Below are 12,281 nucleotides of genomic sequence, written 5' to 3'. Positions count from 1 at the left end.
ACCACCTGGCGAGGATAGAGGTTACCGGTGGGTCAGCGCTCGGCTGGCCGCCCGAGCCGGGCCAGGATGTCGTCGTGCAGCGCGCCGTTGCTGGCGACGGCGCTGAGGTCGCCCGCACCGGCCCCGGCCAGGGCCGGCCGCCCGGCCAGGTCGGTGACCGTGCCGCCGGCTTCGGTGACGATCGGGACCAGCGCGGCGATGTCCCAGAGCGACAGCTCCGGCTCGACCATCACGTCCAGTGCGCCCTCGGCCAGCAGCATGTAGCCGTAGAAGTCGCCGTAGGCCCGGCTGCGCCAGGCGTCCCGCATGATCTGGAGCACGGCGTCCAGCCGGCCGGCCTCCTCCCAGCCGGTCAGCGACGAGTAGCAGAAGCTGGCGTCGGCCAGGGTGGTCACCCCGGAGACCCGGATCGGCGTGCCGGAGGCCGCGTCGGGCCCCGCGAAGGCGCCCGCGCCGCGGGCCGCCCACCAGCGCCGGCCAAGCGCCGGGGCGGACACCAGGCCGAGCACCGGCCGGTCACCCTCCAGCAACGCGATGAGGGTGGCCCACACGGGTACGCCCCGGACGAAGTTCTTGGTGCCGTCGATCGGGTCGACGATCCAGCGCCGCCCGTCGGGGCCGGTGGCGGGCTGCTCGCCGTACTCCTCGCCGAGCAGGCCGTCGCCGGGGCGGTGGGCGGCCAGCAGGGCGCGGATCTCCCGTTCCACGGCGGTGTCCGCGTCGGAGACCGGGGTCAGGTCGGGCTTCGACTCGACCCGCAGGTCGAGGGCGCGGAACCGGGCCGTGGCGACGGCGTCGGCGGCGTCGGCGAGCCGGTGGGCGAGGGCGAGGTCGTCGGCGTACCCGGTCATGCCGGACACGCTAGCGACGCCCGCGCCGGCCCGACCGGCGGGTGGCCCGGGTTCCGCCGGTCAGGAACCGGCGAGGGGGTCGCCCGGGTTCCGCTCCGGCTCGCGCGGGTCGCCCTCGCCGCTGCGGGAGGCCAGCAGCCGGCGGTACGAGGCCAGCCGCCGCGGGTCGGCCTTGCCGCCGGCCACCCAGGCGTCCAGCGCGCAGTCCGCCTCGTCGGCGGTGTGCTGGCAGTTGGCCGGGCAGTCGACCGTCGCCTCCACCAGGTCCGGGAAGCCGTGCAGCAGGCTCTCCGCGGAGACGTGCGCCAGCCCGAAGCTGCGGACCCCCGGGGTGTCGATGATCCAGCCCGGATCCCCGTCGCTGTCGGCCGGCGGGGGCAGCCGGAGCGCCACGGCGCTGGTCGAGGTGTGGCGGCCCCGGCCGATCGCGCTGACCGTGCCGACCGCCCGGTCGGCCTCCGGGACGAGGCGGTTGACGAGCGTCGACTTGCCCACGCCGGAGTGCCCCACCAGGACCGAGACCCGGCCGGCGAGCAGCGCGCGCAGGGCGGCCAGGTCCGAGTCCGGCCGGATCAGCACGTACGGCAGCTCCAGCTCGGTGTAGTAGCCGAGCACCGCCTCCGGGCCGGCCAGGTCGGCCTTGGTGAGGCAGAGCAGCGGCTCGATGTCGGCGTCGTACGCGGCCACCAGGCAGCGGTCGATGAACCCGGTGCGCGGCGGCGGGTCGGCGAGCGCGCTGACGATCACGAGCTGGTCGGCGTTCGCCACGACCACCCGCTCGAGGCGCCCCTCGGCGGTGGTGGCGTCGTCCTCGGCGGTGCGCCGCAGCACCGAGCGGCGCTCGGCGATCCGGACGATCCGGGCCAGCGCGCCGGGGGCGCCCGACGTGTCGCCGACCAGGCTCACCCGGTCGCCCACCACCACCGACTTGCGGCCCAGCTCGCGGGCCCGCATGGCGGTGACCGTCGCATCGGCCGGCCCGGCGTCGGGGAGCACGCAGGTGTAGCGCCCCCGGTCGACGGCGATCACGAACCCGTCCACGGCGTCCTCGTGCCGGGGCCGGGTGCGCGTGCGCGGGCGTGACGACTTGCCGGGTCGTACCCGGACGTCGTCCTCGTCGTACTCGCGCCGCTTCGTCGCCAGGACGTCCCCCCGTCAGCTCTTGCCGGTCACCATCCCCGACCATAGTGCCGGGAACTCCGGCATGGTCTTCGAGGTGCACGAGACATCGTCGACCTCGATGCCGGGGACGGCCAGCCCGGCCACCGCCGCGGCGTGCGCCATCCGGTGGTCGTCGTAGGTGCGGAAGATCCCGCCGCGCAGCGGTCGGGGCCGGATCTCCAGCCCGTCGGTGGTCTCGGTGAGGTCGGCGCCCAGCGCCGTGAACTCCTTGGCCAGGGCGGCGACCCGGTCGGTCTCGTGCCCCCGGATGTGCCCCACGCCGGTGAGCCGGGACGGGGAGTCGGCGAGCATGGCCAGCGCGGTCAGCACCGGGGTCAGCTCGCCGACGTCGGACAGGTCGGCGTCCAGCCCGCGGACCGTGCCGGTGCCCCGGACGGTCAGCCCGGCGGTGCCCAGCGTCACGTCGCCGCCCATCCGGTGCAGCAGCTCGCGCAGCTGCTCGACCGGCTGGAGGCTGCTGCGCGGCCAGCCCTGGAGGGTCACCTCGCCGCCGGTGACCAGGGCGGCGGCGAAGAACGGCGCCGCTCCGGACAGGTCCGGCTCGATCTCCCAGCCGCGCCCGGTCAGCGGCCCGGGCTCGACCGCCCAGACGTCGGGCGTGGTGTCGTCGACCGCCGCGCCAGCGGCACGCAGCATCTGCACGGTCATCCGCAGGTGCGGCGCGGACGGCACCGGCGGCCCCTCGTGCCGGACCACCACGCCGCGGTCGAAGCGGGGCGCGGCCAGCAGCAGCCCGGAGACGAGCTGGCTCGAGGCGGAGGCGTCGATGACGACCTCGCCGCCGGCGACCCGGCCGGCGCCGAGGACGGCCAGCGGCAGGCTGCCGGTGGGCGGGGCGTCGACGCGGACGCCGAGGGAGCGCAGCGCGCCGATCAGCGGGCCGAGCGGCCGGGTCCGGGCGTGCGGGTCGCCGTCGAAGGTCACCCGGCCCTCGGCCAGCCCGGCCACCGGCGGCAGGAACCGCATGACGGTGCCGGCCAGGCCGACGTCGACGTGTGCCGGGCCGACCAGCGGGTGCGGCCGGACCAGCCAGCGGTCGTCGTCGGAGATCGACATGTGCGCGCCCAGCTCACGCAGGCCGCCGGCCATCAGCTCGGTGTCGCGGGCGCGCAGCGGCCGGTCGAGCGTCGACGGGCCGCTGGCCAGCGCGCCGAGCACCAGGGCCCGGGCGGTCATCGACTTGGAGCCGGGCAGGCGCAGCGTCGCGGCGACCGGGTCGCTCGCGGTCGGCGCGGTCCACGGCTGCGGCGGACGCGTCGCGGTCAGATTCCCCACGCTTACATTCTGCCAACTCCGCAGGCCGGGGGAACCGGCCGTCGTGCCTGCTCCCGGTTGGCGGGACAGCCGGAACGCGGACGGCGGGTTAGCGTTGGCGCCATGTGCGGGAGGTACGCGACGGCGCGGAGCGCGGGTGACCTGAGCGCGCTGTTCGAGTCGTCCGACGAGACCGGCGGCGTCGGCCCCGACTTCAACGTGGCCCCGACCGATCCCGTGCCGCTGGTGCGGCTGGCTCCGGAGGGGCACCGGCTGCTCTCCGTCGGCCGCTGGGGGCTGGTGCCGCACTGGTCCCGCACCGCCGGGGCCGCCGCGCGGATGATCAACGCGCGGGTGGAGACCGTCGCCACCAGCCGGGCGTACGCGCCGTCGTTCGCCCGCCGGCGCTGCCTGGTTCCGGCCGACGGCTGGTACGAGTGGGTGCGGCAGGCCGACGGCCGGCGGCAGCCCTACTTCATGACCCCGCGCGACGGCTCGGTGCTGGCCTTCGCCGGCATCTGGTCGCTCTGGGAACCGGCCGGCGAGGCCCGGCTCACCTTCAGCGTGCTGACCACCGCGGCGGTCGGCGAGCTGGCCGAGGTGCACGACCGCATGCCGCTGCTGCTGCCCCGGGAGCGCTGGGCGTCCTGGCTCGGCCCCGCGACCGAGCCCGACGCGCTGCTCGCGCCGCCCGCCCCGGCGTGGCTCGCCGGGCTGGAGATCCGCCCGGTCTCGCCGGCGGTCGGCGACGTCCGCAACGACGGCCCGGAGCTGACCGCCCGGATCCCGCTGGCACGTGCGGAGGCCGACACGGAAATGACGCTGTTCTGATCACACTCAGCACATTGTCGTGTGCTGATTTGCCGGGGTTGCGCCTGAAACGTCGCCCGGCCGTTTAGCCATGTTTACCGGAGGCCCTTGTCCCCGCCTCCGCAAGTGCGATAGAACACAGCGCCGGTGTTGGGCGTCTGTTCGCACGGGGCGGATGACACCCATCGATCCTTCATGATCATTGCCGGTCCCACGGGGGAGGTGGGTGTATTGACACGGGCACGCATGCCCCGCCCGCACGAGGTGGCCGCCGCGCGGCGAGATCCGCGACTGCTGCGGGCTCTGCGCGAGCGGCGTCACGACGAGGCGTGGCGGACCAGAGGAACCTGCCAGAGCGTGGATCCGGAGACGTTCTTTCCGGCGCCCAACGAGCCGGCCGACGCGGCCGTGGCGCTCTGCCGCAGTTGCGACGTCCAGGGGTCCTGCCTCGCCTGGGCCCTGGAGGTGGGCGACTGCCACGGCGTCTGGGGCGGCACCACACCGCGCGAGCGGCGGGCCATGCTGGTCGCCTGGCGTGGCGAGGTGCAGCCGGATCCGGACGCGCTCGACGAGGCCGGCCCGCCGGTTCGTGACCGCCTGCTCACGCTGGTGCCGGCGCGCTGACAGCCGTTCCGCCGTCGCCCGCGTTTCCCTCGAAGGAAACGCGGGTGATCGCGTTTTCCCACCTGACGGCCGCCGTGAGCGGCCCCGCGCGCAGAATGGGCCGGTGCGGCACAGCGACGAGATCGGGACACCCCGCGGGCCGGCCCGGGTCCACACCGACCTGCCGGCGGCCGGCGGCGCCACCGTGCTCGTGCTCGGTCACGGGGCCGGCGGCGACGTGGACGCTCCGGACCTCGTGGCGGTCCGGGACGCGCTGGTCGCCGCGGGCGCGGGCGTGATCCGGGTGACCCAGCCCTACCGGGTCGCCGGCCGGCGCGCTCCCGCCCCCGCCGGACACCTCGACGAGGCGTGGACGGCGGTGCTGGCCGACCTGCGCACCCACCATCCGGAGGCGGCCCGCTGGGTGGTCGGCGGCCGGTCCAGCGGAGCCCGGGTCGCCTGCCGCACGGCGCGGGCGGTCGGCGCGACCGGCATCGTGGCGCTGGCGTTCCCGCTGCACCCGCCGGGGCGGCCGGAGCGCTCGCGGGCCGACGAACTGCGCACCGGCCTGCCCACGCTGGTCGTCAACGGCGACCGGGACCCGTTCGGGGTGCCCGAGCCGAGCCCCGGCGTCGAGGTCGTGACCCGTCCCGGCGAGCGGCACGACCTGCGCGGCGACCCGGCGGCCACGGCGGGGGCCGTCCGCGACTGGCTCCGGGCCCGCGGCTGGCTCCCGGCCTGACCCGCGCCGGGCGACCCGCGCCGGGCGACCCGCGCCGGGCGACACGCGGTGGCCGCGCGGGGCCGGCGTGACCGTCCGTGGCGGCGGGTCGTTGCTACGGGTGGTGTCGGGCGCACCGGTTCGGGCGTCCGGGGCCACCCTCCCAGGCCCTTCCTGGTCCCAGCAGCGGTCGCGGCCGAGGCGGGGACCAGGAACGGGTGGGCGGCGACGGAATGTCCGGCCCGGCAGCGGGCGTTACTACCCCCGGATGACATTTCCAGCCGAGGGGGGTGACCGGTGCCGACCGAGACACGGAGCCGGGAGCGGGACGAACGGGACGCGCGGCGGCTCAAGGGGCTGCTCGACGCGCCGGACTGGCCCGCGACGGCGTCGGCCGTGAGCACCAGCACACAGTCCGGAAGTGAATCTGCCGACAGGTGGGTACGCGTATCCTCGGCGGGAAAGCATCCGACGCGAGGGGACGTGCGGTTGACGACCGAGAAGACGGACGAGCGCAGGGCCCGCTTCGAGCGGGACGCGATGCCCTTCGTCGACCAGCTCTACGCTGCCGGGCTGCGGATGACCCGCAACCCGGCCGATGCCGAGGATCTGGTCCAGGAGACCTACCTGAAGGCGTACGCGGCCTTCCACCAGTTCGAGCAGGGCACCAACCTGAAGGCCTGGCTGTACCGGATCCTGACCAACACCTACATCAACTCCTACCGGAAGCGGCAGCGCCAGCCCGTCCAGGCGCCCACGGACGAGATCACCGACTGGCAGCTCGCCGAGGCCGAGTCGCACACGTCCAGCGGGCTGCGCTCGGCGGAGACCGAGGCACTGGACCGGCTGCCGGACAGCGACGTCAAGGAGGCCCTCCAGCAGTTGCCGGAGGAGTTCCGCCTGGCGGTCTACCTGACCGACGTCGAGGGCTTCTCCTACAAGGAGGTCGCCGACGTGATGGGCACGCCGATCGGCACCGTGATGTCGCGGCTGCACCGCGGCCGTCGTAATCTGCGCAAGCTGCTCGAGCAGTACGCGGCGGAGCGGGGCTTCACCGCCGCGCCGTCGAAGGGCTCGACCGCCGCCGCCGGCCGGGAGGTGTGACCGTGAGCTGTGGGAAGCCGCACGAGACGGATTGCCGCGAGGTGCTCGCGGAGGTCTACCTCTACCTGGATCTGGAGTGTGGTGAGGAGCGCCGCGTCCTCATCCGGGAGCACCTGGAGGAGTGCGGGCCCTGCCTGCACGAGTACGGCATCGAGCAGGAGGTGAAGGCGCTGGTCGCCCGCTGCTGCGGCAACGAGACCGCGCCGGAGCAGCTGCGCGAGCGGCTGCGGGTCCGCCTGAGCGAGCTGGTGGTCTTCGAGACCACCGAGTCCCGCGAGCTGGCCGACTGACGGCTGCGGGCACGAGCTGAAGACACCGGTGGCCCGGGTCCGTGTGGACCCGGGCCACCGGTGTGTCCGGCCCCGGGGGCCGGCGCCGCTCCGATCCGGGGATCAGGAGTTGGGGCGCTTGCCGTGGTTGGCGCCGCTCTTCTTCCGGGCCTTCTTCTTGCGGGCCTTCTTCGCCATGCTCTGCCTCCTTGTGCTGGTCACGGTCCGGCCGCGGGCGAGCGCGGCGGAGGTCGCGTGCGGTTCCCGGGCGCCGGGAGCCGACCGGGCTGATGCTAGTGCCGACGCCGGTGCCGGGGGACCGGTGGGGGCGGAACCGGCGTGCCGGGCGCGCTGTGCCGGGGCGTGAGCGGGCTCATGATTGGATACCGTTCGCAGGAAGACCGGTCGAGAGGGAGGGCCCGGAGATGGCCGAGGAGATCCGCGCCGAGATGGTGGCGAACGTCTGGAAGGTCGTCGCGTCGGCCGGGGACACCGTGTCCGAAGGGGACACGCTGGTGATCCTGGAGTCGATGAAGATGGAGATCCCGGTGGTCGCCGAGTCCGACGGCGTGGTGCAGCAGATCGCGGTCAACGAGGGTGACGTCGTGCAGGACGGCGACCTGATCGCGGTGATCGGTTGACCGGGCTGCGCGTCCGCCGGGCGGAGCCGGCCGACTTCCCGGCGGTGGCGCGCCTGACGGTCGCCGCGTACGAGGCCGACGGGCAGCTCAAGGGCGAGACCGGTTACGCGCCGGTGCTCGCCGACGTGGCCACCCGCGCGGAGAGCGGTGAGGTGCTGGTGGCCGTCGACGAGGTCACCGGCGAGGTGGCGGGCGCCGTGACGTTCGTGCTGCCCGGCACCCCGTACGCCGAACTCGCCGGCCCGGGCGAGGCCGAGTTCCGGATGCTCGCGGTCGACCCGGCCGCGCAGGGCCGGGGCGCGGGCGCGGCCCTGGTGGGGGCGTGCGTGGCGCGCGCCGCCGAGCTGGGCTGCTCGGCCGTCGTGATCTGCGTACGCAGCGGGATGGCCGCGGTGGCGCAGCGGCTCTACGGGCGGTTCGGCTTCGTGCGGGCGCCGGAGAAGGACTGGACCCCGGTGCCCGGCGTGGAGCTGCTCGGCCTGCGCCTGGACCTGACCCGCCCCGCCTGACCGCGGGCGGTCCCGCCGCCCGCCGAGCCGGTCAGGACTCGTCGGCGATCCGGGCGAGCAGCTCGTCGGCCACCTCGAGGGCGATCTTCTTGCGCTCGTCGTCGGTGATGCCCGGCGTGCGGACCGCGAACCAGCTGCTGTGCACGGCGAACAGGGTCAGCACGGCGCGCAGCTGGGCGGCGGGGGAGTCGTCGCCCCGGCTCAGCTCGTGCCCCAGCCGCATCATCCGGTCGCGCATCTGCTGCCCGGCGGCCAGGCTCTTGAGCACCGTCTGGTTCTGCTCGAAGAACCGCATGACCGTCGGCAGCTCGCCGGCGAACATCGCGTCGGCGTAGCGGCCGATCAGCGCGCGCCGGGTCGCCAGCGTGGCCGGCTGCGTGCCGGCCCACTCGATCAGCTCGTCCATCCGGCGCAGCCGGTCGTCGACGAAGCTGCTGACGATCTCGTCCTTGCTCTTGAAGTGGTAGTAGAGGGCGGCCTTGGTCACGCCGAGCCGCTCGGCGATCTCCCGGAGCGAGGTCTTCTCGTAGCCCTGCTCGGTGAAGAGCTCCAGCGCGACGGCCTGAATCCGCTCCCGCGTGCCGCCTGTGCTCTCCCTCACCCGTGTTCCCCAATTCGCTTGACGGTTTCTGGTGTCCAACTTACCGTCCGGCTAGTAAGGTAGCTAGCCGGACGGCAAGTAAGTTGGTCACAGATCTTCGGGGGAGCTTACCCATGAGTCAACCAGCCCAGGTGGCGACAAGGCCCAACGTCCGGGTCGTCCTCTTCGGCCTGATGATCGCGATGATGCTCGCGATGCTCGACAACATGATCGTCAGCACCGCGCTGCCGCGGATCGTCTTCGAGTTCGGCGGGGCCGACCACTTCACCTGGGTGGTCACCGCGTACGTGCTGGGCACCACGGTCTCCACCCCGATCTGGGGCAAGCTCGGTGACCTCTACGGCCGCAAGACGGTCTTCCTGACCGCGGTGGTCGTCTTCCTGATCGGCTCCGCCCTCTGCGGCATGTCCGGGTCCGGCCTCTTCGGCGGGGTCGACACCGGCATGATCGAGCTGATCGCGTTCCGGGCCGTCCAGGGCCTCGGCGCCGGCGGCCTCATGGTCGGCGTCATGGCGATCATCGGCGACCTGGTGCCGCCCCGCGAGCGGGGCCGCTACCAGGGCATGATCGCCGGCATCATGGCCATCGCCATGGTGGCCGGCCCGCTGGTCGGCGGCTTCATCACCGACAACCTCTCCTGGCGCTGGGCGTTCTACGTCAACCTGCCGCTCGGCGGCGTGGCCCTGCTGGTCCTCGCCACCACCATGCACCTGCCGAAGTACCGCACCGAGCACAAGATCGACTGGCTGGGCGCCGCGCTGCTCTCCGTCGGCATCACCGCGATCGTGCTGGTCACCACGTGGGGCGGCAACGAGTACGACTGGGCCTCCCCGCAGATCCTCGGCCTCGCGGCGCTCGCCCTGGTCGCCCTGGTGGCCTTCGGTCTCGTCGAGCGGCGCGCCCCCGAGCCGATCCTGCCGCTGGGCCTGTTCGCCAACCGGAACTTCGCCCTCATCTCGGTGATCGGCTTCCTGCTCGGCTTCGCGATGTTCGGCGCCATGAACTTCCTGCCGCTCTACCAGCAGACCGTGCAGGGCGCCTCGGCCACCAACAGCGGCCTGCTCCTGCTCCCGCTGATGTTCGGCATGCTGGTGGTCTCGCTGGTGGTCGGCCGGGCCATCACCAAGACCGGGCGCTACCGGGCCTTCCCGATCGTCGGCGGCGTGGCGATGACCCTCGGCATGTACCTGCTCAGCCGCCTGGACCTGGGGACCAGCAAGATCGAGTCCTCGGCCTACATGATCGTGCTCGGCGTCGGCATGGGCTTCCTCATGCAGACCTCGATGCTCATCGCGCAGAACAGCGTGGAGCAGAAGGACCTGGGCGCGGCGAGCGGCGCGGCCACCTTCTTCCGGTCGATCGGCGGCTCCTTCGGCGTCTCGCTCTTTGGCGCGATCTTCGCCAACCGGCTCGCCGACTCCGCGGCCGGTCCGGCCCTGGCCGGTGGCGGTGGCGGTGGCGAGGGCGGCGGCATGGACCTGGAGAAGCTCAAGCAGCTCACCGGTCCGGCGCGGGAGATCGTGCTCGGCGCGCTCTCCGACGCCATCTCGCACGTCTTCTTCTGGGCGGTCTTCTTCACCGTGGCGGTCCCGGTGCTCGCCTGGTTCATCAAGGAGGTCCCGCTGCGGTCGTCGAACGACGCCCCGCCGGCGGACGCCACCCCGGAGGACCAGGCCGAGGCCGCTCTCGGCAGGTCACCCGTCGCCTGACCCGTCCGCGCCGCGGCCACGCCGAGCCCTCCCCGGGTACGGCGTGGCCGCGCCGCGCTTCGGGGCGGTCAGCCGCGCCGGAGGAGCGTGGTGAGCCGGTGCCAGAGGCGGCGGAGGGGCCCGGGCCGGGTGGCCGGGGCCGGGCCGCCGGCCAGGGTGCCGGCCAGGGCGCGGGTGGCCGGGTCGAGGTCCGGGGTGGCCAGCGCCAGGTGGGCCAGGGACACCGCGATCGGCATCCGGCGCTCGCGGGCCACGGCCACCACGTCGGCGAGCCGCTCGGCCACCACCCGGGCCACGTCGGGGCGTACGGCCGGGTCCACCCAGGCGGCGGTGACCAGGGCGAACAGCGCCGCCTCGGTGATCCAGTCCTCCACGCCCCAGAGCAGTTCCAGCAGCACCCGCCGCCGGGTCGACTCCGCCCACGGCTCGTCGGTGCGGTGGTGCAGCAGGCCGAGGCAGGCCCAGACCTGCACGCAGCGCACCCAGAGCGACGGGTCCTGGCCGGCGAGCACCCGCCCGAGGGCGGTGGCCGGCGCGGCCGGCGGGTGCACGAGCAGGCCGAGCAGGTCGGCGAGGTCCAGGGTGGCCAGTCCGACCGCGGCGTCGTACGCGGCCGGCGGGTGCGGCCAGGCCGGCTGGGCGAGCTGCCGGATCCGGTCCGCCGCCTCGGGCGAGGGGGTCGGCAGCGTGGGGGCGGCCACCGTGCCGTCGTACCGCCAGAGCTGGCGGGTGGTGGCCCGGCGGGGTTCGCGCGGGTCCGGGTCGGCCACCGCGGTCACCTCGACGGCCAGCCCCGGCGCGGCGGCCGCCACCGTGCGCATGGCGCTCGGCGGTTCGAGCCCGTCGAGGCGTACGGCGACGGGGGCGTCGGCGGCGAGCGCCTGCCGCAGCGCGTCCAGCACCGGCCCGCCGGCCGGGGTCACCTGGCCGAGCCAGGGGCGGCCGCGGCAGCACTCGGCCAGGTCGCCGTGCTCGTGGGTGTCGTCGGGGTGGTCCCGGACGAAGTCGGCGAGGGCCACGAGGTGCGCCACGTCCCCGTCGCGCTGGAAGCGCAGCCGGTGGGCGGTGTGCACGGCGCAGTCGAAGGTCGGGTCCTTGGCCAGGGCGCGGTCGATCCAGCCCAGCGCCTCGTCGAGCCGGCCGTTGTCAGCGAGGGTACCGGCGATGTCGGCGTAGACCGCCAGGTCGTCGGGGTCGAGGGCGACCGCCCGTTCCAGCGCGGCGAGCGCGTCCCGGGTCCGGCCGGCGCTCCGGTACGCGTACCCGAGCCACACCTCGCCGAGTTTGGTGCGCTGTGCGCGTACCCCGCGGGAGGCCCAGGTGACGGCGAGGGCGACCTCGCCGAGGCGCCGGGCCAGCGCGGACGCCGCGCCCAGCAGCAGCGGGTGGGCCGGGTGCACGGTGACCGCGTTGCGGGCCAGGGCGAGGTACGGGCGCAGCGGTTCGCGCAACCGGCGCGGGACCGGGTCGGGCGCGGCCGCGCAGACCTGCATGAGGATGCGGGCGGTGCGCTCGGGGTCGAGCCGTTCGGGCAGGTCGGGTGCGGTCACCCACGGCACGGCGGCCCACTGGGCGCCGGGGGCGTAACCGGTGGCCGCGGCCAGCAGGTCGAGCCCCTCGGCGGGCCGGCCGGCGGCGGCGAGCAGGTGGGCGCGGGCCACCACGGCGCCCACGAAGGCGTGGTGGCCGAGCGGGAAGAGGTCGAGATCGCCGCCGCTGGCCGCGGCGATCCGGGCGAGCGTCTCGTGCACCTCGGGCAGCGTGGGGGCCTGGACGAGGGCGGCGGCCACGTGGCCGGCGGCGTGCCGGAGGTCCCCCTCGGCCAGCGCCAGCCGGGCCAGCGCGAGCTCCTCCTCCGCCGAGAGAGCGGGGTCGTCCTCGGGCACGTCGTCCTCTCGGGTGGTCGGTCCGCCAGCCGGGCAAGCCTAGGGGATCATGCGAGCCCATGGTGATCCACTGCGCACTCCTGTTCGTTCCGTTGCTTGCTGCCGCCGAAAGGTGCAAGACTGAGCACCGAACGCGCGGCA

The 12,281-nt window shown here is 74.6% G+C and carries 13 protein-coding genes and 1 pseudogene; 8 read left to right on the top strand and 6 right to left on the bottom strand.

All coding sequences use genetic code 11. From position 1 onward, the window contains the following. Positions 1-32: 32 nt before the first annotated feature. The 3 genes from hisN to aroA form a co-directional block, all read right to left on the bottom strand. Positions 33-851 (bottom strand): histidinol-phosphatase, encoded by an 819-nt coding sequence (gene hisN / locus GCE86_RS20900; protein ID WP_154228522.1) that lies wholly within the window; start codon positions 849-851, stop codon positions 33-35. Between the two features lie 60 nt (positions 852-911). Next, entirely contained in the window at positions 912-1,847 is a 936-nt protein-coding gene (gene rsgA / locus GCE86_RS20895) for a ribosome small subunit-dependent GTPase A (RefSeq protein WP_154230609.1), read from the bottom strand. A gap of 159 nt (positions 1,848-2,006) precedes the next feature. Further along, positions 2,007-3,308, bottom strand: coding sequence for a 3-phosphoshikimate 1-carboxyvinyltransferase (gene aroA / locus GCE86_RS20890; RefSeq protein WP_154228521.1), 1,302 nt, complete (start codon positions 3,306-3,308; stop codon positions 2,007-2,009). Positions 3,309-3,410: 102 nt separating this feature from the next. On the opposite strand from aroA, the gene GCE86_RS20885 reads away from it, so the two are divergent. The 5 genes from GCE86_RS20885 to rsrA all read left to right on the top strand — a co-directional run bounded on the left by GCE86_RS20885 (position 3,411) and on the right by rsrA (position 6,815). Beyond that, positions 3,411-4,118, top strand: coding sequence for an SOS response-associated peptidase (locus GCE86_RS20885; protein ID WP_154228520.1), 708 nt, complete (start codon positions 3,411-3,413; stop codon positions 4,116-4,118). A 210-nt stretch (positions 4,119-4,328) separates the two neighbouring features. Continuing rightward, a complete protein-coding gene (locus tag GCE86_RS20880; RefSeq protein WP_091262363.1) occupies positions 4,329-4,721 on the top strand; it encodes a WhiB family transcriptional regulator in 393 nt (130 codons plus the stop codon). Positions 4,722-4,824: 103 nt separating this feature from the next. Continuing rightward, positions 4,825-5,442: an alpha/beta hydrolase family protein gene (locus GCE86_RS20875; RefSeq protein WP_154228519.1), complete on the top strand. Its 618-nt coding sequence runs from the start codon at positions 4,825-4,827 to the stop codon at positions 5,440-5,442. Between the two features lie 276 nt (positions 5,443-5,718). Next, positions 5,719-6,525: a sigma-70 family RNA polymerase sigma factor gene (locus GCE86_RS20870; RefSeq protein ID WP_154228518.1), complete on the top strand. Its 807-nt coding sequence runs from the start codon at positions 5,719-5,721 to the stop codon at positions 6,523-6,525. 2 nt (positions 6,526-6,527) lie between these two features. Beyond that, complete coding sequence (gene rsrA / locus GCE86_RS20865; protein WP_154228517.1) at positions 6,528-6,815, top strand: mycothiol system anti-sigma-R factor; 288 nt, start codon at positions 6,528-6,530, stop codon at positions 6,813-6,815. A gap of 102 nt (positions 6,816-6,917) precedes the next feature. Here rsrA and GCE86_RS32620 read toward each other — a convergent pair whose 3' ends face one another. Next, the gene (locus GCE86_RS32620) at positions 6,918-6,992 is read right to left on the bottom strand and encodes a 50S ribosomal protein bL37 (protein ID WP_369700219.1); all 75 of its coding nucleotides are present in this window, start codon (positions 6,990-6,992) and stop codon (positions 6,918-6,920) included. Between the two features lie 227 nt (positions 6,993-7,219). Here GCE86_RS32620 and GCE86_RS20860 point away from each other — a divergent pair, with 227 nt between their 5' ends. Further along, entirely contained in the window at positions 7,220-7,435 is a 216-nt protein-coding gene (locus GCE86_RS20860; protein ID WP_073834949.1) for a biotin/lipoyl-binding carrier protein, read from the top strand. Beyond that, positions 7,432-7,944: a GNAT family N-acetyltransferase gene (locus GCE86_RS20855; protein WP_154228516.1), complete on the top strand. Its 513-nt coding sequence runs from the start codon at positions 7,432-7,434 to the stop codon at positions 7,942-7,944. The genes GCE86_RS20860 and GCE86_RS20855 overlap by 4 nt, the downstream gene beginning before the upstream one ends. Here GCE86_RS20855 and GCE86_RS20850 read toward each other — a convergent pair. Beyond that, positions 7,910-8,545 (bottom strand): annotated as a pseudogene (locus GCE86_RS20850) (TetR/AcrR family transcriptional regulator); the annotation flags it as partial. The gene GCE86_RS20855 and the pseudogene GCE86_RS20850 sit on opposite strands and share 35 nt — an antisense overlap. Before the next feature lie 113 nt (positions 8,546-8,658). Between GCE86_RS20850 and GCE86_RS20845 the strand changes: the two are divergent. Next, on the top strand, positions 8,659-10,254 hold the full coding sequence (locus GCE86_RS20845; protein WP_154228514.1) for an MDR family MFS transporter: 1,596 nt from the start codon (positions 8,659-8,661) through the stop codon (positions 10,252-10,254). A gap of 68 nt (positions 10,255-10,322) precedes the next feature. On the opposite strand, the gene GCE86_RS20840 is transcribed toward GCE86_RS20845, so the two are convergent. Beyond that, the gene (locus GCE86_RS20840; protein WP_154228513.1) at positions 10,323-12,140 is read right to left on the bottom strand and encodes a tetratricopeptide repeat protein; all 1,818 of its coding nucleotides are present in this window, start codon (positions 12,138-12,140) and stop codon (positions 10,323-10,325) included. Positions 12,141-12,281 lie beyond the last annotated feature (141 nt).

It is taken from the genome of Micromonospora terminaliae (assembly GCF_009671205.1).
GTDB lineage: Bacteria > Actinomycetota > Actinomycetes > Mycobacteriales > Micromonosporaceae > Micromonospora > Micromonospora terminaliae.
Note: the sequence above shows the minus strand (reverse complement) of the source record. Positions and strands in the feature narration are given on the sequence as shown.

Coding starts and splice junctions, on each gene's coding strand:
- GCE86_RS20845 (WP_154228514.1), top strand. CDS start 8,659: ATGAGTCAACCAGCCCAGGTGGCGACAAGGCCCAACGTCCGGGTCGTC.
- GCE86_RS20860 (WP_073834949.1), top strand. CDS start 7,220: ATGGCCGAGGAGATCCGCGCCGAGATGGTGGCGAACGTCTGGAAGGTC.
- GCE86_RS20885 (WP_154228520.1), top strand. CDS start 3,411: ATGTGCGGGAGGTACGCGACGGCGCGGAGCGCGGGTGACCTGAGCGCG.
- hisN (WP_154228522.1), bottom strand. CDS start 851: ATGACCGGGTACGCCGACGACCTCGCCCTCGCCCACCGGCTCGCCGAC.